The following is a 26,004-nucleotide window of genomic DNA, read 5'->3' as shown; positions in this document are numbered from 1 at the left end:
ACAAGCGATTTTTGATGAAAAAGTTTACGAAAGCATTCCCTGCAAACCCAAAAATCTTAGCCTTATCTGCCTGTTACAAGCAAAGCGGGAATTGCTGTAAATTGTTCCCATTTTTATAAAAATCGTCTCCCCCTTTTTGTTCAAAATGCAGCCTGTCTCTGTTACTTGTAAGCTCCTCAAAGCTTTCGGCAGGTAGGAATCCTTCGGGAAATCTTAGCTCAATATATTTTTGTTCGGATAAGTCCTCTGTAACCCGGATCCCGATACCGTTTTCTTTTCTCAGGTCAATAATGAGGTCATGGTTTAATCGCTGAATTGCCTGCAAGACATCATCGCTCACTCTGTATGTAAGGGGAAGATAAAGCTCCAAACAATCACTGTTCATAGGTGGATAGTTTGATACTATGCGGATTTTAAGTCAAGTAAATCTTCCTTTTTCTCCAGGCTAAAAATCGGTATCTAACAATCACCCTCACTCTGTCTTTTTTGTGTGATATATTCTTTTAAAATCATGAATTCCTGAGAGGGCGGTAGATAGGAGTTTTGCATAGTGTTTAGTAAAGTAATTTTTCACTTTCGCTTTTCCTTTTTTTGTTGTCTTTTTAAAATAAGTGTTGGTAAGATATAAAAATGTGGTAAAACTCCGATACACCCAAGCGTACATGACGTAGTGCTGAGTGCGGTCTTTTAGCAACATACGAGTATTTACTACATAAATATTTACATGAAATATAAAATTTTTTTTGAAGTAAAGTGAAGATAGACACTTTAAAATTTGGATACATATGATTTTTTCTTTTATTATAGAGGGTATAAGATTGTGTTTCCTTCACTTCGTTCCGAAAACGAACCATTGATAAACTTTAATTAATTAAGGAATAATTATGAAAAAACTTAAACTACAAATGCAAGTTTCCTTAGATGGATTTAATTCAACAGGACCCAATGATGAACAAAAATGGGTAACCTGGGCATATGAAGAAATCAAACATTATGTTCTTGATTTGGCAGCTTCAGCAGATACAGAGCTATTAGGTAGAAAATTAGCGATTGATTATATACCCTATTGGCTTGATACTTGTAAAAAACCAGAAGACCCAATGTATGAAGCTGCCCTAATTAAAGCCAAACAAAAGAAAATTGTTTTTACAAAGACACTAGACAAATCTCCATGGGATAATGTAGAACTCGCAAAAGGAAATCTAAAAGAGGAAGTCAACAAACTTAAAAATCAGGAAGGTAAAGATATCATAGTCTATGGTGGTAGTTCCTTTGTTTCCTCTCTGGTTAAGGGAGGTTTAATTGACGAGTTTCATTTTTTTGTTAATCCTATTGCTATTGGGAAGGGTATTTCCGCTTTTCAAGAATTTACCAATTGGCAAAAATTAGAGCTAAAAAATGCAAATACCTATAGTAGTGGGATAGTGTTATTGCACTACGAGATAAAGAAATGAGATATGTATTCTAATTTATCTGAAAAAATCAAATATATAATATAATTAATGAGGAAAGCCTATCTGAATTCTAAGAACGAAATTTTTTTTTGAACTCACTCCACGCTGTGCTCTCCTCCTTTCAGTCGTCGGTGCAGCAGGACAATGAATAAGAAATAGGTACTATAGAAAAATAATAAAATACTCAAATAAGGACAAGGACATGAAACGCAGATTTAAACTTTTGTTTATAAAAAGCTTCGCCATTAGTGTAAGACTTTTTTTAAAAAGCTTCGCAATCAGTGCAGGACTTACAGCAGGATTCTTAAGTGTATCCCTTCTGGCAATCGCTGTAAATAACGTCACAGTAAAAACCGACTGGACTTCCGGTTCCAGCCTGACAGCCACCGAGATGAATAACATCGGTAACGGTATCAATACTATAAAAACCTTGCTGGAAAGTATCCCGAATTGGACAAAGGGAACTACTACAACAGATGCAGTTTTTAACGGTGGCAATGTGGGTATTGGGACAAGTAGTCCAGCACAAAAGTTGGATGTGAACGGCAATATATCATGGAATGTACCCTGGACAGATGTAACAACCTTCGGAACTGGTTACAGCAATTTCAGCACTATAGATAGCGGCTGGCAACGCTGTCAGTATCGAAAAATTGGAGACATTGTTTACCTCAGGGGTTTAGCAACGAAATCCACTGCCCTGGCTAATAATGAAATGATCATTAACCTGCCTTCCGAATATTTACCTCCTAAAGCAATATCTTTTTCCGTTCCGGCACATGGAACTACTGATGGTTTTTCTCATAAACTGAATGTTTATAGTAATGGGGTGTATCTTGATTTAAAAGCTAATACTACTGCTACTCATATTAATCTGGATGGTATATCGTTCAGTGTTACTCCTTAAATAGAAAAACATGTAAGGAATTAAAAACAGGTAATATATAGTAATACTCAAATAGACAAACAAGGACAAGGACATGAAACGCAGATTTAAACTTCTATTTATAAAAAGCTTCGCTATTAGTTCAGGAATTACCGCAGGATTTTTAAGTGTATCCCTTCTGGCAATCGCTGTAAATAATGTCAGTGTAAAAACCGACTGGACTTCCGGTTCCAGCCTGACATCCACCGAGTTGAATAACATCGGTAGCGGTATCCAGGCTATCAAAACAGCACTTGAGGGCATTCCGAACTGGACAAAGGGAACTACCACAACAGACGCAGTTTTTAACGATGGCAATGTGGGCATCGGGACAGCAAGTCCCGGGTACAAATTAGTTATTGATGCTAATGTTAAGGGTCATGGTGGGATACAAATTGAAAACAGCAACACTGAAATAGAGTCACAATCATCTTTGAATTTTGCTACCCGGCCGACAGGCGGTGTGCCAATTTCAGAAAATGGTAAATACGGCTGGCATTTTTCAGCCCGAGGATTCAACTCTCAATTCACTACCGAGAAAGAAGATTTCATTTTTGCATTTCATGCTGACACAACTTGGACTAATGTTTTATTTATGGAGCATGATACCGGCAATGTCGGTATTGGAACAACTACTCCAACAGCTAAGCTTGAAGTGAACGGATCTTTAAAGTTGGCATATTCTGGTAGTGCTGTTATAACAATTGCTCCTGATTCATTTAATACTATAACCCATAATAGAAATATCAATTGTCCTTTACTACAAATGATCTTTGCAACAAATGGCCATCCTTCAGCAAATCCGTTTAACATTGTTGGTTCAGAAAGTATTGATACCAACAGTTTTAAAACTAATATATCAGGTGGAACTTCTGGTACAGGTCGAATCAATTGGTTTATTTTATGTTTTTGAGTTAATTTAAAGGAAATAAAAAAGCGATCAATTAAGAAAGAATCGCTTGTTACACATTTGAAACAAACCATAACTCTTTATTAACTTCATGGAAGGGTAGAACAATGATTTTTTCTGCCAATAAATAGCTTTTATTTCCCGGGTAGATAACATACAGTTTTTCCAGATTTAAGTCTTTTAGTGCAGAGTGCATGGACTTGGTGGTTTTGGGAGCATCGAGGTATTTGATTTCTACTCCATAGTTTTTACCTTTGTATTGCCAGAACAAATCCAGTTCTGAACCTGCATGGGTTCTCCAATAGTAGAAATTTCTCTCCGGTATTCCAGAAATGCGAATGATGTTTTCCACCACATAACCCTCGTAAGAAGCACCAAGGCGGGGTGAAGAAATAACGTCATTCCAATCCTGTAGAGATGAAAAGTAATGGTAGATTCCTGAATCGGTGAAATAAAGTTTTGGTTTCTTTGTTAACCTTTTGCCTATGTTCTCATACCAGGGTTGTAGAACCCTGACCATAAATGTTCCTTCGAGTATTTCTAAATAATTGCGAACGGTCTTGTCGGAAACTCCAAAGGAACGGGAAAACTCTGAATAGTTTAAAATTTGGGAATGGTAATGAGAAAGCATTGTCCAGAACCTACGTATCGTATTTGCCGGAATTTGAATGCCAAGTTGAGGTATGTCTCTCTCTAAAAAGGTTCGAATATAGTTTTCCCTCCATAAAAAAGAGCTATCATCACTATCAGCTAAAAAAGCTCTTGGAAAACCGCCTCGAACCCACAATTGTTTTAAATCTTCTTGTGCTAAATCTTTTGGGTTAAAACCTCCTAAGGAGTGATACCCAATTCTTCCTGCTAGAGAATCTGAAGTTTGTTTGATAAGTAGAGGTGACGCACTTCCTAACAGTAAATATTTTTGTTTGGGCTTTGTATCTATCAGGTGTCTTAGAATGGGAAATAAATCTGGCTTTCTCTGGATTTCGTCAATCGCAATGGTTCCTTCCAAAATGCCAAGATTTAGTTCAGGGTTTTCCATGATTTGCCAATCAGTAGGATTTTCCAGATCAAAGAAGTGATCGGCACCAAAATCTCTGGCAAGAGTCGTTTTTCCGCATTGTCTCGGACCCAATATACTAACGGCTGGAAATATCTTAAATAGCTTTTCAATATTTTGCTTTTCATGAATCCGTTCAATTTTCATAATACTTGAATTATAGGAACATGGCATCCGAAATTTCAAGGATAATATTAATTTTTACTATAAATTTTGCTAAAAAATGGTTATGCTGCGAGTCAGTATTGTCATAGAAATAAAAAACCAAAAAGTTCTTGTTTTCCTATTTCCCTCTGAAAAGACAGTTTCGCTCTTTTACCTTGCAAAATGGCTATTATAACTGCCATAATGCAAGATAAATGTATGCTAATCGCTTGATTGAAACCAAATTACAGAAACTTTTTAAGTATTTTCCGGTGGTTTGCTTGCAGGGAGCCAGACAGGTATGCAAATCTACTCTGATAGAAACAGTTTTTAGGGGCAATTTACAGACGGTTACCTTTGATCCTGTTCAGGATATTTCCGGTGCAAGAAAAGAAAAGGATATTTTACAGATACAGGTATAATATGTGAACTTCAAAAAATAGGCTCACCCGAAAGCATTATGAATCATCCCATGAAGGGAAAACTATTTGAAACGTATGTTGTTATGGAAATATTAAAGAACCTAAAAACTATGTCCTTATTTCTGGGACTGTATCATTATAGAACGCAGGCAGGAGCTGAAGTAGACTTAATTTTAGAGTTTAGAGGCAAACTTTACCCAATTGAAGTTAAGCTAACTTCTTATCCTTCTAAAAACGATGCACGTGGAATTCATTCTTTTTATTCATCTATTCCAGAACAAGAAAAAGGAAAAGGACTGATAGTTTGTACCTGCGAAAAACCATATTTAATCACCGAGGAAATTCTCGCTTTACCCTGGTGGATGATATAGTTCCCTATTAAAAATATCCTTGCAGTAAAAAACAGAAAAGCACAATCATTGTAACAACAGGTCTGAGACTTATCCCATAGAGTGGATGTGGAGGACAATGAATAAGAAACAGGTACTATATAAAAATAATAAAATAGTCAAACAAGGACAAGGACATGAAACGCAGATTCAAACTTCTATTTATAAAAAACTTCGCCATTAGTATAAGACTTTTTTTTAAAAGCCTGGTAATTGGTGCAGGACTTACAGCAGGTTTCCTTAGTGTCTCCCTTCTGGCAATCGCTGTAAATAATGTCAGTGTAAAAACCGACTGGACTTCCGGTTCAACCCTGACATCTACCGATTTGAATAATATCGGTAACGGTATCAATGTTATCAAAACTGCCATTGAAGGTATCCCGAATTGGATGAAGGGAACTACCACAACAGATGCGGTTTATACCGATGGTAATGTGGGTATTGGGACGAGTAGTCCAGCGGAAAAGTTGGATGTGAATGGTAATATATCATGGAATGTACCCTGGATAGATGTAACATCCTTAGGTTCTGGGGTATCTTGTGCTAACATCGGCTGGATCAAATGCCAATATCGAAAAATTGGGGATATAGTCTATATGAGAGGCCTTGCCATTAAAACAGGCAGCAATTTTGCTACCGATGATATTATTTTGACCTTACCTGCCGGTTATAGGCCATATGGAGTAGTATCTTATCCGGTGATTGCCCATACCGGCAATGCCGTCCACCGGGTGGATATTATTGGGACTGATGGTACTGTAAAAATCGGGGCTAGCGCGAACTCAATCTACGCTGAATTAGATGTAATTCAGTTCAGTACCTCGCCTTGATATGAAGTGAGAGGATATCCATAAGCATCAATGTTGATTGCGATAAGGAATAAGAAACAGGTAATATATTGGAATACTCAAATAGACAAACAAGCCACCATTCCTAGATAAAGCCTTTTTGAAACCTTTTATCATCGGCATGTCCTTTTGTCTTGGTGTGATGAGTGTCTCTCTTGTCAAGCTTCGATGAGTAAGCCCTGCTACTGCAATGGCACAAATTGGGTTACATTTGATAATGGAGCTACCTGTAATTAAAAATATGCTTGATATTTTGGACATAACCCTATAATATGACTGATATATAGGTCACATTATGAAAAACTTATCTCCTTTAGCAAATGAAGCTCTTACTCTTTTTTCACAAATTTTAGAAAAAGAAAGACGAAAACAAAAGATTTCACAAAAGGAACTCGCAGAAAGACTGGGTGTTGCTCGTTCTACTTTACAGGGTATACTGAAAGGAGAGCCTTCCATTGCTATAGGAAAGTATTTTGAAACAGCAGTTATTTTACAGGTTTCTCTTTTTACTGAGTCCAGAACAGAATTTCTAAGGTTATTGGAACAGAACAAAGAAACTCTTTCTCTTTTACCTTCTAAAGTTCATTCAAAGGATGTGAACCTTGATGACAACTTCTAAGGATAAAGCCTTCGTCTGGATTTTCTTACCACAAGAAGCAAGTCCTACTGTTGCAGGTGTTGTTCAAAATGTAAATGAAAAATATTATTTTACCTACGGTCAATCTTACCTTTCCAACCCAAAGGCTATTGCAATATTTCCCGAAGAGCTACCATTGATAAAAGGAACCTTTTCTCCCAAACATAACATAGCCTCTTGTCTTCGAGATGCAAGCCCTGATGCCTGGGGAAGGAGAGTCATTCTGCATGCACTTTATAACTCAGGTATGATTTCAGATAAATATGATGAACTGGATGAAATTACTTTTTTTCTAAAGTCCGGCTCAGATAGAATCGGTGCATTGGACTTTCAAGAAAGTTCGGAACATTATATCGCAAGATTACAGAATGATATAAAACTAAAAGATTTATTAGAAGCGGTTAGTTATATTGAAGAGGGTAAAAAACTTAATTATGATTTAACATTGGCTTTGCTACATGGAACAAGTATAGGTGGAGCCAGACCTAAAGTTTTTATAAATAGTTCTAATCAAAAATTCATCGCTAAATTTTCGAGTAGTGATGATTATTATGATATAATTCGAGCTGAATATATTGTAATGAAGCTGGCTAAAAAATGTGGTATTGATGTGGCTGATGTTCAATTAGAAAGTTCGTTAAATAAAGATGTGCTTTTAGTTAAAAGATTTGATAGAAAGAGGGTTGGGGAATCATGGACGAGAAAATTAATGTTATCCGCCCTGACTCTTTTAAATTTACATGAAATGGAAGCACGTTATGCAAGCTACGAAGATTTTGCTTTATTGATTCGCCATAAGTTTTCTTCACCTAAAAATACTCTAAAAGAATTATTTAAACGATTAGTTTTTAATATTCTTGTAGGGAATACGGATGATCATGCCAGAAATCATGCTGCTTTTTGGGATGGAGAAAAATATAAGCTTACACCTGCTTATGATATTTGTCCTCAACCCAGAAGTGGAAGTATGGCAGGACAGGCAATGAAAATCATCGGACAGGATAATAGAAGTCTATTAATTAATTGTTTATCTTCATCTAAAAACTATTTGCTATCAGAAGAGGAAAGTATAGAGATAATCAGAGCAATGATTCAGACAATAGAAAGTGAATGGGAAAGTATATGCATAAACTCTGGAATAAAAAAAATTGATAAAATACTTTTGGAAACAAATCAGATTTTCAATCCATATATCTTTGAAGAAATAAGCAAGCATACCCAAATAATTAAAAACCCGAATGGATAAAAATAATCTTTACAAAAATACAAAAATCATAGTATACTAGTACCGGCAGGTTTCAACCTCTGCTAATGAGCCTGAGTAAAAGCTTCCTCCATGGTTTTTCTCATAAACTGAATGTTTATAGTTTGGGGGTGTATCTTGATTTAAAAGCTACTACTACTGCTACTCATATTAATCTGGATGGTATCTCATTCAGCGTTACTCCTTAAAGAGAAAAAAGGGCAAAGAATAAGAAACAGGTAATATATAGTAATACTCAAATAATCAAACAAGGACAGGAAAATGAAACGCAGATTCAAACTTCTATTTTTAAAAAGCTTCGCCATTAGTGCAGGACTTACAGCAGGTTTCCTTAGTGTATCCCTTTTTGGTAGTAGAACCAGTATTTGCCCTGGCAGATCAAAAACTGAAACGACGAAGACTCCTGAGGAAAGTGCGAGCCAAATAGTTCTGTGCTAATAATTTTCCAATCCTATTCATATTTTTTAAAATAAAAGTCAAGTAGCAAAATCTATTAAAACTATTGCTTTATAATTGATGATAGACCCTCTTTATATTATAGTAGTTTCTTATAAAAAAATTTTTTCATTTCTATATATTCAATATTTATTATTTTCCTATATACCTTAACTTCTATAAATCGTCTTTCACTGAGTTTTTACTTTTTATTTAAATTGATTAAAAAAAATATTTTTTTCTTCCCAAAAAATATTAACATCGCTTTTGTTGGTCAAATTACTTGATGCGACAACATTACCTAAAAAGTGAAGCTAAAAAGATTTTATCTTATTCCTATGGAGATTTTTATGATGCCTAAAAATGTTAGGTATATTGTTTCGGCTCTTTCCCTTCTAACAATTTTTTCATTTGCTAATTGTAAAAAAGAAAAGAAGAATGATGATCAGAATATGGCAATTGCCCTTATGGCAATGAATCGTCCTGCCGCTTCCGGAGCAAACGCACTGAATTCAAATGGTGCTACCTCCTATGTATTACCTACCCGGCTTTCTATTGTAAGTAATACCAGTAGTATAACCACCAGTAATTCTGTGCTTAACCAGGCAATCCGCTCTTTGCAAAATACTGATATTTCCAGTATCGCAAAAAGTATACTTCTTGCTACCCAGGCAGAAACGGATGGTGTTTCCACGAAAGGGGACTTCGCCAAGGATGAGCCTGAAGTGTTTTCTATGGATCCCATTACTTACCAGTTAAAACAGATTGATCAATTTTTTCAAATGATGAATCTCAGTGGTTATAAATATCTGGTAGATAAAGGACCAAGAAAAGTCAAATTTACTATGCCTATGGATCAATCCTCATCAGGTGGTTCCAGTGGCGGAGCCCAGGGACAGGCTCAGAAAGCAAACTGGACAGTTCAGGCCTCTACTACCGATGGCCCTCCACTACTTGTAAAGATGTGGGGCTCCTTGAACTTTGGTGTTGTCAAACCCAAATTAACCTTAGCTTTCAAGGTATTAAGTCCTCCAACAAATAAAGAAGTTACTATCGATGGAGTAAAGTCAACCGTGCAAACCGGGGGAGCTTTTGAAATGGCTCTTTCTTTATCTCTGGATGATGCAGCAAGCGGATCTAAAATGTCCGGGATCTTTATTTTGAAGAAATCAACTGATTCTGCAACAAATAAAGAAGAACTTAAAATTTGGGATACTGCCAGTGTAACCATGAATATGAATGGAAATACCATTACAACGGCATCAACTGAATCCATCGTAATAGAAACCTCAAATGGTGGAGAATCCGGAAAAGTAACCCAGAGATTATCTTATAATGCTGGCCAGGGAGATATGAACTTTCCGGTATCTACATCCAGTTGGAACAAAGATTATGTTTATACACAACTTCCTGATATGAATACAGGAAAATCGGTGGAATCGATTATCAGTCGTAATAACCCTGAAAAAATTGTATATAGTTATGGCTTATACAATGCAGAAGGAAATCGTGTAGTACTAAATACCGGGTTCCCTGTAAAAAGTGGAACGAAGGAAGGCTGGGCAAGTCGCTGGGGTGTAAGTTTTTATGACCAGGCAACCGGCTTGATGAGTAATGCTGTTGATAATGAAAAAGTAACTGAAGTAAAATTTGATGGAACTGTAGGCGGAGAATATACCGTATCCGTTATACCGGGTCGTGTATCACGTCAAATCCGTGAGACTATTGCTCTTGCCGATTTAAAAGATGTTCCATTAACATATTATGATCCGACTACCTACGCAGAGTTTGTGGTTAAATATGATGGAACAAACTGGGTGAAAAGTAAATCCTGCACTAACGATCCAAATACGTATAAGAAAACCTGTACAGATACCAGCGGGAATTTGACTATTAACGCCGGTCAATTTTATTTCTTTTACTTAGCAGGAGAGAGTTCCAGTGGAAAATCCTTAAACTTTATCGGTGGACAAACAAATGTAATAGCCGAAATTTTCGAAGAAGTTGATGAAAATGCTACTGCAAAAACTCTGTACAAATATGATGCAAATGCCTGCTATACTGCCGGTGGAGTCGGTTACACAGGTACTCAATATACTTTAGGAACAGATTTAACTCTAAAAAGCGGCTCTACAATCGTTACCCAACCTGTTTATGGTATGCACGGAACAGCTCTTTCTTTTGCCAATGTGAATGAATGCCAAAAGATTTTTGATCCGGCTACAGCAACTGTAACCTACTCCTGGAATTACGGAACTAACGAATGGGAGAAAAAGGCTATCTTAAAAAATGCTGATGGAACTCCGGTTAAGTTTGATAAACCCATTCCTTTTACAATAAAAACAGCGAAAGGAATGTTTACGGCTAACTACATGGGTTTTGGACAATTTGATATTCCCTGGGTTCAGGATCCGAATGCAGATCCGAATGACTTCATGAGTTACAAACCGGTAGCTGTAATTCCGGATGGTTCCAAACTAAGTACTAAAACTTTAGATTCGACAACAGGTACTGCAAGTGAAGTTTCTTACTATGTGAAACATCTTTCAGTTGCAATAAAATACAATCCGGCTGCTGCAGGAACCGATGTAAGTGCTCTGAAAACAGAGGCTGCTACAGCTCTTGCCGACTTTACTCCAAGTGATGAAGATAAAAAGTTTGCAGACATCGGGGCTGATCCAACAAAAGACTCCAGCAGTACAGCTGTTTGTATCGTAGATGGAAACCCTGTAAATTCAGAAGGAAAACAGGTCGCCAGTTTTGCAGATTCAGTATGTGCTAAATAAGAAGTAAAATAGTTAGAACAATCTAATATACTAAAGCAAGTGGACTTACGGTTCACTTGCTTTTTTTATGCTTGAGAACTTAAACAGATTTACGATTCTTGATTTTTAAATACATAATAAGGGTTTCACAAATGAATTTACCAGAACCCAAACAGATACTATTTATTTCTCAGCGATTGGCATTTTTAGACGCAATCATTTCTCCTGAATGGGAGTATCGTTACTATTCTTTTAACCATTCCTGGGACTTAAACCAACAAATGGCTTCTATGAGAGACGGAAGTGGAAATGAATACTTCATTCTATTTGAGAACAATAATTGTGGCATCAAGGTTTACAATAAGCAACAGAATGAAGAGTGCCAAAAGTTCATTACAGAACAAAGAGAAACCGATAATCATTTTATTAGAAATTTCCTGAATGAACCGGCATTTTCAATTCCATATTCAACTTTTTTGTCCTTTTGGGAATCCGGACAAAAGAGATGGAAAAGTTATGGGAATGAAAAGAATATGCTATTACATATATTTTCAGATCCTCAGAAGAAATATTTCGATTTTTCCAAAGAATACTATGAAAAAGAAATCCCGATGAAATTAATAAATAAAATTTTCTCATCCGAATCGATGAAGAGCGATGTTATTTTAAAAATTAATAGGGAAATTGATTTAGACGAATTTACTGTTGAAGCTCAGGAAATAGGTTTAAACCTTATATGAGTTAATATTTAGCTTTCTTAAAATTCTCAAGTTGCTTTCTTTGTATTTGACAGTTACAGGTTTTTTTTCATTTTATACCTATGAAAAGAATTTTATTAGCAGTAAACCTTGTTTTTCTAATTATTGCCTGTTCCCCCCCGGCTAAAACGCTAGAAAACAGCAAAAATTTTACCTGGGTAGATAAAGCCTCCTGGCAAAAGATTCAGGCTGAGAATCCCAAAACCCTGATGGTAGATGTAAGAACCGAGGCAGAATGGAAGGAAGGACATCTCGAAGGGGCTTTATTTATCCCGATGAGTGAGCTACAGGCCCGTATTTCCGAAATTCCTAAAGACATACCCGTTTTAATCTATTGCAGAAGCGGAAACCGAAGCACGGTCGCGGCCAACTTCCTTGCTTCTCAGGGATATAAGAATTTGTATAATTTGAGGGGTGGGATCGTCGTCTGGTAAAAGCAGTAATCGGAGGAATTCTTTCCTCCGTTTTTTTAGTAGTTTAGATTTAGTTAATCTACCATAAAGCAAGCCAGACTAAAGCCCAGGCACCAAAAATGTAGGCTGAGTATTTATCTGCTTCTGGGTCATCTGCTTCTTTCTTCTCCGTCTTTGCTTCTTCATCTTTCTTCCAGTTAGTTTCTTTTTTTTCTACCGTAACCGATTCCGGGACAAAAGCTTTTTGTGTGCCGTCTTCAAAATCTACCACCTGAACTTTTGTTCTCTTCCCTTTCTTATCTTCCACTTCTCCTTCACTGACTTTTACGTTCTCAAAAGTCTCACCTGTTTTTATAACAGTAATAGTATCGCCTAATATACTATTTGCGAATATACTTATGCCTATCATTATTGATAGAGTCCATCTTTTATCCATATTCATTACCATTCTTGAATAATATAATGGATCCATATATCCATGAACTTATTACAGAAATATTACAAAAATATGAATAGAGTCTTACATGGGAATCGAAAATTCTTTATGATTATGTAATAATTTCGTAACTAAAGACCGGTAGCCTCGGATGCAGATTGAAGGGGATTCTTATAAATCCCGTGGAAAAATCAGGAGAACAAGATTATATGAAACTAAAAAATATTCTTCAAATTGCAAGTATCACCGCAATTTCCTTTTCACTTATACATTGTCCGGCTGATAGTAAAAAAGACAACTCAGCAGCTTTAGCAGCCCTTGCGCTATCTTCCCCATCAGCAACTACAACTGTTTCCGCTGACATTACCGGAAATACAACCTGGAAAGGAACTGTAGTTTTAGACGGAAAAACTATCAATGTAACAAATAATTCAACCTTAACGATTGAAGCCGGAACAAAAATCTACGGACGTGCAGGTTCTGCTCTTTTCATTCACAAAGGTTCCAAGATAAATGCAGTTGGAACTGCTACAAATCCTATCGTATTCACATCTTCTAAAACTGTAGGGCAGCGTGCTCCCGGTGACTGGGGTGGTGTGGTGATTATCGGTGGCGGAACCAACACCCGTACCGGTGGACAAACAGAAGGTGCAAACAAAACCAATTACGGTGGCTCCGGTGACAATACAGATAGCTCCGGTTCTCTCAAGTATGTCCGCGTTGAATTTGCCGGTAACGAAGTTTCTGCGGGTGATGAGTTAAACGGAATCAGTTCGTATACTGTGGGTTCGGGAACCAGCTACGAATATGTCCAGGTTCACCGCGGTCTGGATGATGGTTTTGAATTCTGGGGTGGTGCAGTTACCGTCAAATACGCCCTGGTAACCGGTGGTATGGACGATGACTTCGACATGGACGAAGGATTCCTCGGAAAAATGCAATTCTTAATCGGACACAAGTATCCTACTTCCTGCGGTGGAACAGCTTCTTCTGACCCACACGGTATGGAAATGGATGGTTCTCATAACAACGGAGAAGCCTCTACTACAGTTACAGGTTTAACTTCCAAACCTTCTGTAGCCAACTTTACTTTGATTGGAGCCGGTGTTACAGGTGGAGCCGGTATGAGATTTAGAGAAGGTATGCAGGGCTATTTTACCAGCGGTCTGATTTATGGCTTCTCCAAAGGAAACTATATGTGTAATGCAAATGCAGGAACCGGTCAGCCAACCAGTCCTACTGTAACGAATGTTCTTTCTGAAACTGCACAGACTGCTTCTAATACCATTACCTGTACCAGTGCGAGTCTTGCAACGGCTATTAGCAGCGGTTCAACTTTAGCAGCTCTGCCCATTACCAGTGCAGGCTCCGGAACAACTGATAACTGTGTGTTTACAACAAAACCGGATTATTCAACAGCAGCTTCTGTTGGAACTCCTTCGGCTAGTTTAAAGTCAGATACAAATTTTAATGATGCTTTCTTTACCGACACCCAGTACTACGGTGGAGCTTCTTCTACTAATAAATGGTATGAGGGCTGGACAGAATACGTAGCTAAGTAAGGCATACATAACACAATCCCTTTTTACTATACCGGTAAGTAAATCACTTACCGGTTTTTCTTTATAGGAGTATATATGAAATACATAATACTATTGATACTTTGTAGCTTAAGTATATTCAATTCATGTAAAAAATCAGATAAACCCGAGCTAAGCCCGGAAGCTAAATTAGAAAATGAACAAATTCGAAAAGACCAGGAAGAACTTCGTTCAAGGATAAAAGAAGATTATAAGCTGCAAAACGCTTCTTCGTCCAGAGATGAAGCTATTAAGCAATTCCTAAAAGAGTTTTCCCAAAAAGGTGTTCAGGATGATTATAAGACTCTATTTTCTCTTAAAGAATTTGAAGACATCATCCTTCCGAATAGCCTTGGAACCAATGCTCTTGTCGCCCATACTACTATCAAAAAAGCTATGGATATGGTTTCTCTCAGGAGAAAAACAGGTCTTGCAAGACTCTATCAGAAAATAGGGAATCATTCTTTTGTAATTCAATCCATAGAATGGAGGAAGGATGTAAGAAAGCTAAATACAGTAAACGGACACATCATTGAATCGATTTATCTGTTGATAGATGAGAAGCAGGTAAAACTCGATGAGCTAAAACTTGTAATTGAAAATAAAGGCAAATTCAAACTGAGTACCTTGGGTACCTGATATATAGATGAGTGTAAGGAAAGACAAAATGTTGCAATATAAAACAAGGATAATACAGAAACTCTCTTTCTTGTTTTTGTTTATGAGCCTATTACCTACGGTAATTTTCGCTCAGGATGGAACACTGAAAGGAAAGATAATCGACGCATCCAATGCTGAACCTGTATTTGGAGTTACAGTAGTTGTTCGAGCCTTAAAAAAGGGTGCAAGAACAGACTTTGACGGTAAATACAGCCTCGACTTACCGGCGGGTTCTCACAGCGTAGAATATATTATGATGGGCTTTGATACCCAGGTAAAAAATATCACGATAAATGCAGGACAAACTACAACTCAAAATATTACTTTCGGAGCCAAGGCTCTGGATGTAGTAGAGGTAAAAGGAAGAGCTGTAAATAACACAGAAGCCTCCCTTCTTCAAGCTCAGAGAAAATCCGGTTCTGTATCCGATGGAATCAGTGCAGAGTCTATCAAGAAAAGTCCTGACTCTTCAGCAGGTGAAGTCATCAAACGTGTAACCGGTGTAACCCTTATTGGAGGAAAATATGTCTTCGTTCGCGGACTCGGGGAACGATACTCCAATACCCTCTTAGATGATATGAGCATTCCTTCTACCGAACCGGATAAAAGAGTCATTCCCCTTGACTTATTTCCTGCCGGAGCCATTAAAAATTTACGAATTGTAAAAACCTTTGTTCCCGAAGACCCGGCTGAATTTTCCGGAGGAATAGTCAAGATAGAAACCAAAGAATACCCCGACGAATTCATGATGAGTCTGGGGCTTGGCCTGGGACGAAACTATAATACGACCGGTAATGAATTTTTAACCTTCAAAGGTGGTGGACAAAAAAATGCTTTCGGTATGGTTGGAGATAAACAGAAGTTACCTGACATGGTAAAAAGTTTCCCGGACTTCATGCCCTTTCGACCCGGAGACGCATTTGGTGGAATTCCTCCTCAACTCATAAACATGACCACATCATCTTTTGATAGCCAGTGGACTCCTGATAAAATGGACGCTCCCTTTGACAGGAATTTTAACTTTTCAGTAGGGAATACTATCAAAACAGAAAAATACGGTCGTTTTGGATTCATGGCAGGAACCTCCTATAATCGAAACTTTCGTTTTCGCAGAGAAAAGTTAAAGCGATATGTGGGAAGACAAATCATTCCTTTTGTAAAAGAGACAACTTATCTGGATACTCTTCAAACTCAGGATATCAACCAGTATAACGAAGAAGTTCTCTGGGGAAATAATTTAAACCTTTCTTATGAACCTGTAGATGGACAACAGTTTTTTAGCAAAACATTATATACTATTCAGTCCGATAAGTTTGTAAGGGATGCGGATGGTTATAATGGTATCGATAACTTCCTATTCAAAAACCAGACTCTCGGTTTTACGAGTAGAACCTTAATGAGTAATACCTTCGGTGGAAAAAATGCTATCAATATAGGAGAGATGGGAAGACCTCATATTCTTGATTGGGCTTTCAATTATTCCGATGCGAATCGGGATGAGCCGGACCTACGAAACCAGCTCTGGCAAAGAACCGAAACGGCCTACGATAGACCCTATACCAAATCGGGAAACAGGCCTGATGGAACCCGCTTTTTCTCTGAGAGCGATGATATTATGAAATCTCTCAGCTTAAAGTATGAAATTCCTTTCAAGCAATGGGACGGTCTCTATTCAAAAGCGAAAGTAGGTTATTTGAGTTCGAGTCGTTATAAAAACTTTCGATTCCGGGAATTTATCCAGAGACGATTTGTTGGTTCGGATAATGATGTTCCTTTTCCGGTTCCGGGAGAACTTCTTTATAACCCTCTTGTATTCTTAAATGGAGATAGGACCTTCACGGAACGGGCGGAAGAATCTAATGCTTATGATGCCATCCACAAGATAAATGCGTATTTCGCACAGGTCGACATGCCTCTGGTTCCAAATGTTCGCTTTGTCGGTGGTGCAAGATACGAGGATAGTTATCAAAAAGTAAAAACATTTGCTCTAAAAGATACGCTGAATGGAACCAATCTTGATTATGGCTGTAAGTATTCGAATGATTATGAAAGAAGTGCTTTAATACAAACAGGTATTTGCAGACCTGACAATAACGGTGTGGGAGAACTACGCACACAGGATACTTTACCTTCTCTAAATTTTGTCTGGGAATTCAAAAAAGACCAGAACCTGAGATGGGCCTATACGGAAACCTTAACCCGACCCGACCTGAGAGAATTATCTCCTTTCGGATTTAGTCCCTATTTTGGTGCAAACCTTGTATACGGTAACTCTTCCTTACAAAGATCCTATATTCATAACTATGATTTTCGTTATGAATGGTATATAAAGGGAGCGGACTTCGTAGGTGCCGGTCTTTTCTTAAAACAACTTTCCAATCCTATAGAAATAGTCGGACAACCCTTAGCCGGTTCACCGGGTTTTGTTTATACCTATACCAATGCCAGGGAAGCCTATATTAGAGGTCTGGAATTAGATGGAAGAAAAGATTTCTTTGATAAGTTTAGAATTGAAACCAACTTTTTCTTCATAAAATCCCGCGTAGAAGTAATGGATGATTCCCAGTATACAGCTGTAAAACTCGGTCTTGTCGGAACTTCATCCAAACTGTTTTCCTATGACCCTACAAACCGTGTAAGACCATTACAGGGACAATCTGACTTTGTATATAACGTAAAATTCTTATACTTTATCGATACAAAGAAAAATACCTCTATCGGTCTTTATTACAATTACTTCGGTGACAGAATTTCTGTTGTAGGAGCTTCCAATGCACCGGATGCCTATGAAAAAGGGGTAGGTGTTACAGATATCGTTTTTCAACATAAACAGGGAAAGCATCTAGATATCAAACTCGCCGCCAAGAATATCATGGATACAAGGTTTAGAACATACCAGAGAAATGAATTAATGGGAACGAATGATTTGTTTGGTTCTTACCGTGAAGGGGTAACCTTTACAGCATCCGCTACCTACAAGTTTTAAACTTTCCTTACCTACTTGAGGCCTGCTAATAGCAGGCCATTTTTTTTAACTTGCAATTTACAGGGACTTTTAAAGTCTCGAAGAATGCTTTTAAGACTTCTTATATTCTCACTTCTCTTATTTTCCCATTGCAAGAATCCGCTTACAAAACAGAAAACAGAGGAATTGAATTCTGCAATTTATGAAGTTAAATTTTCAGAAATAGCCGATGATAAACTTTCTAAGTATGAAGCCAGCGGCCTTGTTTATACCTCGGAACGTATCTACGTAGTTTTTGATAATACAGAGCGTATAGCTTCCTTTACATTCAAAAATAAAAAAGTAGAAAACATTTCTTTTTTTGGTAGTAACAAAGACGACTCTCAATTTGAAGCGATTAGTTTTGGTTTTACCGATAAACCTTACCTCTTCATTGCGGAAGAATCCAGAAAAGAAAAAGGAGAATACATACCCTATATTCATATCTACGATACCTCCGGTAACAAATTAGACGAATTTTCCTCGAAGGTTCCATTAAAGAAAGAAAACAAGGGATTCGAAGGTCTCGCCTTTACAAGGCGTCTGTCTCACCCTCAACTTGTAGCTCTCTGCGAAGGAGAAGGTTGCGGAAAAGCTTATAAAAATAAAAAGGGAATTCTCTATGTATTTGGCTTACAAAAAAATAAATGGAAAAAAGAAGCAGTAATAGAACTCCCCTATTTACAGGGATTCAGTGACTATTCGGATATAGCTCTATTAGAAGACAAAGTTGCAATCACTTCACAGGAAGGTTCTTACGTTTGGATAGGAGAATTTATGAAAGGTTCCTGGAAATTAAAAAACAAGGGCCTTATCTACGCTTTCCCGCGAGGAAAACAAAAAGAACTTCTATATTGTAATATAGAAGGTGTAAGCTGGATAGACGAAACAACCCTTGCTTTCGTATCCGATAAAGCAAAAAAGTCCTACCCCAAATCCTGTAAAACCAAATCAGAAATGTTTCACGTATTTATCCTGAAGGTAAAACCCTGATGATCTGGCATCCATATTCTATTCAAAAAACAAAATATAGTAACTTAAAAATTGCAAAAGCAAAAGAAGAATTTCTTTATGATGAGGCCGGTAAAGCCTATATAGATGCAGTCGCGTCCTGGTGGGTTTCTATTCATGGTCATAATCATCCCAAAATATTAGAATCCATTTATAAACAACTTCATAACCTAGACCATGTAATTCTTGCCGGCTTCAGCCATGAAGCTGCAGAAAACCTGGCAAAAAAGACCTTAGAAATTACAAAAAACACCTTCCGAAAAGTTTTTTACTCCGATAATGGCTCCTGTGCCAATGAAATCGCAGTAAAGATAGCTTACCAATACCACATCAACTCCGGTGATACAAAGCGCAAAAAATTTATCCGTTTTTCGGCTTCCTACCACGGGGACACAATTGGAACCATGTCGCTGAGCGGAAGTGAAAGCTTCCACGGAGTTTTTAAAGATATGCTACTTCCGGTAAAAGAATTTATCTCGGCAGACTGTTACTCCTGTCCCCTGCAAAAAAGTAGAGAGAACTGTGAATTAGACTGTTTACAGAATCTAAAAACTTATCTCGAAACAGATGGAAATACGGTAGCTGCCATTATTATCGAACCAATTGTACAGGCTGCCTGTGGTTTCAAATTTTATAAAAAAGAGATATTACAAGAAATAGATAAGCTTTGCAGGCAATACGGAATCGTTTTTATACTCGATGAAGTCTTTACCGGTTTCGGAAGACTCGGAGAAAATTTTGCTTACGAGTATGCGAATGTTTCACCGGATATTCTCACTTTAGCCAAAGCTTTTAGTGGAGGAGTTTTACCTATCGCAGCTACCCTGGTGAATGAAAAAATCTACGAAGCCTTTTATTCTGAAGAACCTGAAAAAGCCTTTTATCACGGCCACACCATGACAGGGAATCCACCTTCTGCCGCTGCTGCTCTTAGCTCTTTAGAACTATACGAAAAAGAAAACAGGTTACTCGAAGTAAGAAATCTGGAAAAGGTATTTGCAAAAAAACTAAAACTCTTACAGGAAAAATTTCCAGATAGAATCGAAAAACTTCGCGTTCTCGGTGCTATCGCCTGTTTTAATTTGAAAACGGAAGATTCCTATACCAATCCTATCGGAAAGGAATTCGCGAAAACCTGTTTAGAAAAAGGAGTGATTCTTCGACCCTTAGGAAATGTGGTCTACATCACCCCGCCGTATATCATAAAAGAAGAATCGATTGAGCAGATATTTGAAGCCATAGAATATTCCCTAACCAATCTGTAGCTTCACATCATCATCGATTTCTCCGAGCTGCGTCGTTCCCTCAAAACCGGTAATAGCCACCAAAGTAGTAAGAATACCAATTCGGCCAAAGTACATAAGCCCGGAATAAACCAGTTTTTCGAGCTGGTTTATTTCTTCAGTAAAATTCAAACTAAAACCTACCGTGCAGAAGGCCGAAATCATTTCAAAGAAAATATAGTGCATTTCCTTATTTTCATGAAACACGGTTAAAATAAATCCCATACTGGCAAGAAAGGTAGTGGCTAAGAAATAAAGCCGGATACTCATGGCTACCGAACGCTTGGAAATAGTCTCTCCAAAAATGTGAACGGACTGGCTCGTACTAATTACATTTTTCAAATATTGTAAAAGAATTGCAAAGGTCGTAATCTTGATTCCACCCGCAGTTCCCTGTGGGCCTCCTCCTACAAACATCAAAAGACAAATCAAAACAATGGAGCTGTGCTTGAGTGTCGCCAAATCAAAGGTACTAAAACCTGCCGTCCGGGAAGAAACGGAAAGGAAAAAAGCATTCATAAACTTATCCAGATTTGTAAGACCCTGAAGAGCCGAGTCATATTCTAAGAAGAGAACAAATAGAGTTCCGAATACAATTAAGCCGAACGTTCCGTAGAGGATGATTTTTGATTGAACGAGGTTTGATTCACCACGTATCCCTTGATTATAAAGCATAAATCTCTCTTCAAAATAATACGATAAGCGGATAACCCAGACATGAAAAAACTTTGGATCCTTACCGGAGAGGGCTCTACGCATCATACTATTTTCAAAATAGGCTTCCAGTTTATACATCAAATTTTTCATGGTTTCCAAAAAAATCTTTTCGATAAGAATCACAACCGGAAAGCCTATTCCTCCGAGAATAATCAAAACAGAGACCACGAATAGAGGAAATGATTCTGAACGTAAAAAATTCAGATTATCAGTCAGAGAAAAACCTGCATTATTGAAAGCGGAAATCGAGGTGAATAAACTTAAAAAAAATCGGTTGTATTTTTCTATGTCCTGCGAGTCGGGTAAAGAAAAATATAAAAATAAAGCCCCTATAAGTTCAATAATAATCGAAACCTGAAAAATGGAGATAATGGCCCTGAACACCCCGGAACCCCCGTATTTCGAAACCTCCGGACTTTTCGTATTCTTATTATCATCTAAAAACTCTGTGAGAAAAGAGTTCAACTTTGTATTTCTTGAAATTCCCTTAATTAGAAGCATACCGGCAAGCACGGTGAATATTATAATTCCGAGTCCACCCAGCTTGATAAAAAGCAAGATACAAATTTGGCCGCTTAGTGTAAAGGAACTTAAAGGAACAACGGCCAGCCCTGTTACACAAAAAGCGGAAGTAGACATATACAGAGCATCGGTATAGGAAAGAGGTTTAGTTGGATTATGAAGCTCTACCAGGTATAAAAGAATAGAACCAAAAAATATAGCAAAAAGAAAACTTAAAGCTATTATCCTGGCGACAGAAAGAGAAGAAATCCCCTTTGTAAGAAACCTATAAATTAATTGAATTAGGATTTTTAAATATACAAAGAGGAATTGTAAACGCTTCAAATTATTCTTTATCTATAGAAAGAGAGAATATTACAGTAACTTTATCTTCAATAGGGTTGATAAGTGAATCATAGACCATTCCAAATTCTTTCCGCGACAATTCCAACTTACCCTTATATTCCAGCTTCTTATCCGATTCAAGCTTTGTGGCGGAAAAAGTAAGAGGTTTATCTTTTCCTTTCAAGTGGAGAAGTCCCTTTGCCTGAACCCGGGTCGGAGAAGATTCATCAAGGCTATTCAGAGTAAAACTTGCTTTCGGGTATTTACCTGTATCGAAGAAATCTTCAGCTCGCAGGTGTTTATCCCGCATTCCGAGTCCGGTATCTACAGAAGATGTGTCTATACTCAGGCTCAGTTCTTTTTTAAGAACATTTAACTTTACCACCGAAACCTTTTGAAACTTTCCTTTTACCGCTCCAAACCTTGTTCCGCTTTGAAATTCGATAGATACCGAATTTAGCTTATAAACCCCTTCTTTCGGCTTTTCTTCCGAAAGAAGGGGGAAAGAAAAAATTAGAAAACTAAGTACTAATAAAGTTTTCATCCAAACTCCTGTATATTAGATTATTATAAAATATCTTTCTTTTTCCAGTATTTGTCTGACTGTTTCGTGATAGGTTTCGTTGAATAACTCGGCCTGCAAATAGGAAGAACGGGTATAAAGCATTTCTCCGTATTTCCACTGATAAGTGTCACCGCTTTCTCCGTATTTTACACGATTGGAATGAATCAGGTTACTTAAATCCCTGAGGTTATAGTCTTTTAAGCGGGTCATTAAATAGCGAAAGGTACCCTCTTTTACAGGGTCAACAAAATGAGAATTCTTATGAAATAAAACCGCATCATGAAAGTATTCCGGAACATTAAAAATACCATGAGCTCCCATTTGAACCATTAAATGTACAATAAATTCGGTTAGCTCTTTAAAAATATTCAAACCCGGATACTCCTGACCCTGGAAAAGTCTTTTCTTTTCCTTTAACTTTCCCATTTTTACATTCTGGGATAATAGCCAGTCGATATAAACCATTTTATACGTTTCAGCCAATTTTTTCAGGGTAAAGTCGTTTAACTTTAAACGCATGTGGATAAGAATTTCTTTATCTTTTGTTTTTATATAGATTCGATTATCCAGTTCCGAAATAGGATTAATCTCCAAACGACAGTCAAAATATCCGCGATTTTCGAGGCAGCGAAAAATTCCGGCTTCTTTCATCATGGCTCGTATATCTTCCCGGCTAAAACGTCCGAACACCTGCTCCTCCATGTGTAAGGAAGAGTTAAACTCATGGTTCATATCGATAAGGTCGAGTTCGGAATCGATGAGCACATCGAAGGGGTCTCCGAGTTTATCACTGTCTGAAAATATTCCCATGACTTTCATCCTCGCTTTTCATGAAATTACTTGAGAGGAATTTTGATATTAGACTAATAGGTAGATAAAAAAAAGCAATTAAATTCCGGTATGGGGTTTGTATGATTTAAACAAGGGAACAAAATAAAGGGTGCCTGGCGGCGTCCTACTCTCCCATGCAGCGAACCGCATAGTACCATTGGCGATGAAGGGCTTGACTTCTGTGTTCGGGATGGGAACAGGTATTTCCCCTTCTCCATAACTACCAGGCAAAGACAGCATGTTATTATTAGCTGTTTTCGTCAAGCTTAATTTATGAAAATCTTCCCTTTTCTATTATATTTTTATATAACCGGTTCATATCCGATTTTTCGCTTGCCAGAGTATAAAAAGAAACCCATTCTACATTCATTCCTTCTCCGCAGGAAATAGCGTTTGAAATATAGATTTATTTATTTACTTTTAATACTATGCTTACCGGTAAACTTCCTTACTGCTGCATCAAAGGCTACAAAAGGGCTTTTTGTTTTAAGCGAACCGGATTTACAAAACTCTAAAACCATTCAACTTTACGGTGAATGGGAGTTCTATTACGGTGAATTTATAAGTCCTGAAACCTTCTTAAAAAATCCACCGGAACCCAAACACTATATCCAGGTTCCGGCCCTCTGGAACGAATATATTTATGAGGGGAAAGAATTACCGGGCTCCGGCTACGCCACCTATCATCTAAAAGTCAAGCTTGTGTCTGATGGAGAAGTTTTCGGAATTCGAATTGGAGATATGTATTCAGCTTACTCTCTCTGGATAAATGGAAAGCTAATAGCCAAAAATGGCGAAATAGGCAAGACCAAAGAAAACATGAAGGCACAGTGGTTACCCCAAACACGTCTTTTTCACCACCAGGGAGAAGAGTTAGATATAGTTATCCATATTTCCAATTTTCACCATCGTAAAGCGGGAACCTGGTCAGATCTTCTTTTAGGAAAAGCAGAAGATATTTTACAGGTCAGGGAACGAGCCATCTTATTTGAACTTTTTTTATTCGGAAGTCTTCTTATTATGACTTTTTATCATGTAGGTCTTTTTGTTTTAAGAAAGAAAGAACCTTCTACCCTGTATTTTGCCCTGTTTTGCTTTGCAGCTATTTTACGTTTACTCATCACAGGAGAACGTTATATCATACAGCTTTTTCCAAATGCTCCTTTTGAAGTTCAGCTTAAACTGGAATACATTTCTTTTTATATTAGTCTACCCTTCTTCGTTTATTTTGTATATCTCGCTTTCGCCGGTTACATTTCAAAAAAAGCTTTAAACCTTTCAAAAATTTTAGCCGGACTTTTAATCCTGTTTTGTTTAATCAGTACCGGAGTGTATTACAGTCACACAGCAGTTCCTTACCAGATCGTTATATTCCTTTATGCTTTTTATATCATGTTTGTAATGTTCTCCCTGATCGTTAAAAAAGTAGAGGGTTCATTAACCGCTTTTTTAGGTTTTTTAGCTTTCGGAGCAACTGTCGTTATAGATACACTTTATAATAATGAGTTAATTTCCTTCGGAAATATTGTACCGCTCGGAGTTTTTATCTTTATCTTTTCTCAATCTTTTTTACTTTCCCAGAAATTTTCCAATGCTTTTAGAAAAGTGGAGAGTCTTTCAGAAGACTTAAATCGAACGAATAAGGCCTACAGCTATTTTGTACCTACAGAGTTCTTAAAAATTTTAAACATCAGTCATATTACCAATATTCGCCTTGGTGATCAGGTAGAAGGAGAGATGACTATCCTGTTTTTAGATATCCGTTCTTTTACACAAATATCAGAAAACTTAAGCCCAAAAGAGACCTTCGATTATATAAACCGCTATTTAAAAATCGTGGCTCCGATTATTCGAAACATGGGGGGGTTTGTAGATAAATATATAGGAGATGCTGTAATGGCAATCTTTCCAACAGAACCAGATAATGCACTAAAAGCCGGAATCAAAATCCTCAAACGCTTAAATCGCTTCAATCAAAAAGGAATCAAATATCCCCGATATATTCCTATCCAAATTGGAATGGGAATCCATACAGGAAGACTCATGCTCGGCACTATTGGAGAAAAAGAAAGAATGGAAGGAACGGTTATATCCGATGCGGTAAATCTCGCGTCTCGTATAGAAGGACTCACCCGCTATTACTATTCATCCCTTATTATAACGAAAGAAACCCTGGACAAAGTAGAAAAAACGCAAAATTTTCAATACAGATATTTAGGAAAGGTAAGAGTAAAAGGAAAAAAAGAAAGAGTTCATATTTTTGATGTATTCAATGGAGATAGTGAAGAAGTAATCCACATAAAGCTTCAAACCAGAGGATCGTTTGAAAAAGCTGTTTTATTATATTTTGATAAAAATTTTGCAGAATCCGAAAAGCTATTTGAAGAAGTTCTCAAACAAAATCCGGAAGATATCCTGGCCGTGAAATACTTAAAACACTGTAAGAAATATAAAAATCATTCTCCGGAATTAAAGAATGAACTCTCGGAAGAGTTCCATTTTCATCCATAAAGGCAAACCAGACCCTTTTTTTCAGCTAACAGAGCCGGTTACTGCCCTTCGGCTACGCTCACAGGCTACTGCGTAAGGTGAGTTATCAATTTATTTCATTTGGTCTATAACTGCATTATATTAAATAGAATTTATTGCT

At 37.3% G+C, this 26,004-nt stretch carries 23 protein-coding genes and 1 rRNA gene; 17 read left to right on the top strand and 7 right to left on the bottom strand.

The window, feature by feature from the left end:
- Positions 1-73: 73 nt before the first annotated feature.
- Positions 74-385: a hypothetical protein gene (locus H7A25_07620; GenBank protein MCP5499753.1), complete on the bottom strand. Its 312-nt coding sequence runs from the start codon at positions 383-385 to the stop codon at positions 74-76.
- 499 nt (positions 386-884) lie between these two features.
- Here H7A25_07620 and H7A25_07615 point away from each other — a divergent pair, with 499 nt between their 5' ends.
- The 3 genes from H7A25_07615 (at position 885) to H7A25_07605 (ending at position 3,292) form a co-directional block, all read left to right on the top strand.
- Complete coding sequence (locus H7A25_07615; GenBank protein ID MCP5499752.1) at positions 885-1,454, top strand: dihydrofolate reductase family protein; 570 nt, start codon at positions 885-887, stop codon at positions 1,452-1,454.
- 202 nt (positions 1,455-1,656) lie between these two features.
- The gene (locus H7A25_07610; protein ID MCP5499751.1) at positions 1,657-2,361 is read left to right on the top strand and encodes a hypothetical protein; all 705 of its coding nucleotides are present in this window, start codon (positions 1,657-1,659) and stop codon (positions 2,359-2,361) included.
- Positions 2,362-2,434: 73 nt separating this feature from the next.
- On the top strand, positions 2,435-3,292 hold the full coding sequence (locus H7A25_07605) for a hypothetical protein (protein MCP5499750.1): 858 nt from the start codon (positions 2,435-2,437) through the stop codon (positions 3,290-3,292).
- A gap of 49 nt (positions 3,293-3,341) precedes the next feature.
- Here H7A25_07605 and H7A25_07600 read toward each other — a convergent pair whose 3' ends face one another.
- Positions 3,342-4,493: an ATP-binding protein gene (locus tag H7A25_07600; protein ID MCP5499749.1), complete on the bottom strand. Its 1,152-nt coding sequence runs from the start codon at positions 4,491-4,493 to the stop codon at positions 3,342-3,344.
- A 212-nt stretch (positions 4,494-4,705) separates the two neighbouring features.
- Here H7A25_07600 and H7A25_07595 point away from each other — a divergent pair, with 212 nt between their 5' ends.
- The 8 genes from H7A25_07595 (at position 4,706) to H7A25_07560 (ending at position 12,442) form a co-directional block, all read left to right on the top strand.
- A complete protein-coding gene (locus H7A25_07595) occupies positions 4,706-4,912 on the top strand; it encodes a hypothetical protein (GenBank protein ID MCP5499748.1) in 207 nt (68 codons plus the stop codon).
- Positions 4,909-5,283 (top strand): DUF4143 domain-containing protein, encoded by a 375-nt coding sequence (locus tag H7A25_07590; GenBank protein ID MCP5499747.1) that lies wholly within the window; start codon positions 4,909-4,911, stop codon positions 5,281-5,283. The genes H7A25_07595 and H7A25_07590 overlap by 4 nt, the downstream gene beginning before the upstream one ends.
- Before the next feature lie 155 nt (positions 5,284-5,438).
- Positions 5,439-6,131 carry a hypothetical protein gene (locus tag H7A25_07585; protein ID MCP5499746.1) on the top strand — a complete coding sequence of 231 codons (693 nt, stop codon included), beginning with the start codon at positions 5,439-5,441 and terminating at the stop codon, positions 6,129-6,131.
- Between the two features lie 313 nt (positions 6,132-6,444).
- Positions 6,445-6,768: a helix-turn-helix transcriptional regulator gene (locus tag H7A25_07580; protein ID MCP5499745.1), complete on the top strand. Its 324-nt coding sequence runs from the start codon at positions 6,445-6,447 to the stop codon at positions 6,766-6,768.
- The gene (locus tag H7A25_07575) at positions 6,755-8,032 is read left to right on the top strand and encodes a HipA domain-containing protein (GenBank protein MCP5499744.1); all 1,278 of its coding nucleotides are present in this window, start codon (positions 6,755-6,757) and stop codon (positions 8,030-8,032) included. Before H7A25_07580 ends, H7A25_07575 begins: the two co-directional genes overlap by 14 nt.
- Positions 8,033-8,835: 803 nt before the next feature.
- Entirely contained in the window at positions 8,836-11,271 is a 2,436-nt protein-coding gene (locus H7A25_07570) for a hypothetical protein (protein MCP5499743.1), read from the top strand.
- A gap of 131 nt (positions 11,272-11,402) precedes the next feature.
- On the top strand, positions 11,403-11,990 hold the full coding sequence (locus H7A25_07565) for a hypothetical protein (protein MCP5499742.1): 588 nt from the start codon (positions 11,403-11,405) through the stop codon (positions 11,988-11,990).
- Positions 11,991-12,070: 80 nt separating this feature from the next.
- Positions 12,071-12,442 carry a rhodanese-like domain-containing protein gene (locus H7A25_07560; GenBank protein ID MCP5499741.1) on the top strand — a complete coding sequence of 124 codons (372 nt, stop codon included), beginning with the start codon at positions 12,071-12,073 and terminating at the stop codon, positions 12,440-12,442.
- Positions 12,443-12,500: 58 nt separating this feature from the next.
- Here the strand turns inward: H7A25_07560 and H7A25_07555 are convergent, their stop codons facing one another.
- Positions 12,501-12,893 (bottom strand): hypothetical protein, encoded by a 393-nt coding sequence (locus tag H7A25_07555; GenBank protein ID MCP5499740.1) that lies wholly within the window; start codon positions 12,891-12,893, stop codon positions 12,501-12,503.
- 173 nt (positions 12,894-13,066) lie between these two features.
- Between H7A25_07555 and H7A25_07550 the strand changes: the two genes are divergently transcribed.
- The 5 genes from H7A25_07550 (at position 13,067) to bioA (ending at position 20,377) form a co-directional block, all read left to right on the top strand.
- Positions 13,067-14,419: a hypothetical protein gene (locus H7A25_07550; protein MCP5499739.1), complete on the top strand. Its 1,353-nt coding sequence runs from the start codon at positions 13,067-13,069 to the stop codon at positions 14,417-14,419.
- A 75-nt stretch (positions 14,420-14,494) separates the two neighbouring features.
- Complete coding sequence (locus tag H7A25_07545; GenBank protein MCP5499738.1) at positions 14,495-15,076, top strand: hypothetical protein; 582 nt, start codon at positions 14,495-14,497, stop codon at positions 15,074-15,076.
- 49 nt (positions 15,077-15,125) lie between these two features.
- On the top strand, positions 15,126-18,083 hold the full coding sequence (locus H7A25_07540; protein MCP5499737.1) for a TonB-dependent receptor: 2,958 nt from the start codon (positions 15,126-15,128) through the stop codon (positions 18,081-18,083).
- A gap of 84 nt (positions 18,084-18,167) precedes the next feature.
- A complete protein-coding gene (locus tag H7A25_07535) occupies positions 18,168-19,094 on the top strand; it encodes a hypothetical protein (protein ID MCP5499736.1) in 927 nt (308 codons plus the stop codon).
- Positions 19,094-20,377, top strand: a complete 1,284-nt coding sequence (gene bioA, locus H7A25_07530; protein MCP5499735.1) for an adenosylmethionine--8-amino-7-oxononanoate transaminase — start codon at positions 19,094-19,096, stop codon at positions 20,375-20,377. The genes H7A25_07535 and bioA overlap by 1 nt, the downstream gene beginning before the upstream one ends.
- Here the strand turns inward: bioA and H7A25_07525 are convergent.
- From H7A25_07525 to rrf, 4 genes are all read right to left on the bottom strand, one after another.
- Complete coding sequence (locus H7A25_07525; GenBank protein MCP5499734.1) at positions 20,363-21,958, bottom strand: potassium transporter Trk; 1,596 nt, start codon at positions 21,956-21,958, stop codon at positions 20,363-20,365. The two genes, bioA and H7A25_07525, sit on opposite strands and share 15 nt — an antisense overlap.
- A 1-nt stretch (position 21,959) precedes the next feature.
- A complete protein-coding gene (locus H7A25_07520; GenBank protein MCP5499733.1) occupies positions 21,960-22,502 on the bottom strand; it encodes a YceI family protein in 543 nt (180 codons plus the stop codon).
- Between the two features lie 15 nt (positions 22,503-22,517).
- Positions 22,518-23,333 (bottom strand): hypothetical protein, encoded by an 816-nt coding sequence (locus tag H7A25_07515; protein MCP5499732.1) that lies wholly within the window; start codon positions 23,331-23,333, stop codon positions 22,518-22,520.
- Positions 23,334-23,465: 132 nt separating this feature from the next.
- A 5S ribosomal RNA gene (gene rrf / locus H7A25_07510) occupies positions 23,466-23,582 on the bottom strand.
- 165 nt (positions 23,583-23,747) lie between these two features.
- Between rrf and H7A25_07505 the strand changes: the two genes are divergently transcribed.
- Entirely contained in the window at positions 23,748-25,865 is a 2,118-nt protein-coding gene (locus tag H7A25_07505) for an adenylate/guanylate cyclase domain-containing protein (GenBank protein MCP5499731.1), read from the top strand.
- Positions 25,866-26,004: the final 139 nt, after the last annotated feature.

The sequence above is a fragment of the Leptospiraceae bacterium genome, from assembly GCA_024233835.1.
Lineage (GTDB): Bacteria > Spirochaetota > Leptospiria > Leptospirales > Leptospiraceae > JACKPC01.
This window is presented reverse-complemented; position numbering and strand designations above follow the sequence as displayed.

What these genes read in the sequence shown, in the direction of transcription:
- H7A25_07615 (MCP5499752.1), top strand. Translation starts at nt 885, where the DNA reads ATGAAAAAACTTAAACTACAAATGCAAGTTTCCTTAGATGGATTTAAT.
- H7A25_07575 (MCP5499744.1), top strand. Translation starts at nt 6,755, where the DNA reads ATGACAACTTCTAAGGATAAAGCCTTCGTCTGGATTTTCTTACCACAA.
- H7A25_07580 (MCP5499745.1), top strand. Translation starts at nt 6,445, where the DNA reads ATGAAAAACTTATCTCCTTTAGCAAATGAAGCTCTTACTCTTTTTTCA.
- H7A25_07600 (MCP5499749.1), bottom strand. Translation starts at nt 4,493, where the DNA reads ATGAAAATTGAACGGATTCATGAAAAGCAAAATATTGAAAAGCTATTT.
- H7A25_07520 (MCP5499733.1), bottom strand. Translation starts at nt 22,502, where the DNA reads ATGAAAACTTTATTAGTACTTAGTTTTCTAATTTTTTCTTTCCCCCTT.
- H7A25_07605 (MCP5499750.1), top strand. Translation starts at nt 2,435, where the DNA reads ATGAAACGCAGATTTAAACTTCTATTTATAAAAAGCTTCGCTATTAGT.
- H7A25_07550 (MCP5499739.1), top strand. Translation starts at nt 13,067, where the DNA reads ATGAAACTAAAAAATATTCTTCAAATTGCAAGTATCACCGCAATTTCC.
- H7A25_07560 (MCP5499741.1), top strand. Translation starts at nt 12,071, where the DNA reads ATGAAAAGAATTTTATTAGCAGTAAACCTTGTTTTTCTAATTATTGCC.
- H7A25_07555 (MCP5499740.1), bottom strand. Translation starts at nt 12,893, where the DNA reads ATGGATCCATTATATTATTCAAGAATGGTAATGAATATGGATAAAAGA.
- H7A25_07535 (MCP5499736.1), top strand. Translation starts at nt 18,168, where the DNA reads ATGCTTTTAAGACTTCTTATATTCTCACTTCTCTTATTTTCCCATTGC.
- bioA (MCP5499735.1), top strand. Translation starts at nt 19,094, where the DNA reads ATGATCTGGCATCCATATTCTATTCAAAAAACAAAATATAGTAACTTA.
- H7A25_07585 (MCP5499746.1), top strand. Translation starts at nt 5,439, where the DNA reads ATGAAACGCAGATTCAAACTTCTATTTATAAAAAACTTCGCCATTAGT.
- H7A25_07620 (MCP5499753.1), bottom strand. Translation starts at nt 385, where the DNA reads ATGAACAGTGATTGTTTGGAGCTTTATCTTCCCCTTACATACAGAGTG.
- H7A25_07565 (MCP5499742.1), top strand. Translation starts at nt 11,403, where the DNA reads ATGAATTTACCAGAACCCAAACAGATACTATTTATTTCTCAGCGATTG.
- H7A25_07595 (MCP5499748.1), top strand. Translation starts at nt 4,706, where the DNA reads ATGTATGCTAATCGCTTGATTGAAACCAAATTACAGAAACTTTTTAAG.
- H7A25_07545 (MCP5499738.1), top strand. Translation starts at nt 14,495, where the DNA reads ATGAAATACATAATACTATTGATACTTTGTAGCTTAAGTATATTCAAT.
- H7A25_07570 (MCP5499743.1), top strand. Translation starts at nt 8,836, where the DNA reads ATGATGCCTAAAAATGTTAGGTATATTGTTTCGGCTCTTTCCCTTCTA.
- H7A25_07610 (MCP5499751.1), top strand. Translation starts at nt 1,657, where the DNA reads ATGAAACGCAGATTTAAACTTTTGTTTATAAAAAGCTTCGCCATTAGT.
- H7A25_07515 (MCP5499732.1), bottom strand. Translation starts at nt 23,333, where the DNA reads ATGGGAATATTTTCAGACAGTGATAAACTCGGAGACCCCTTCGATGTG.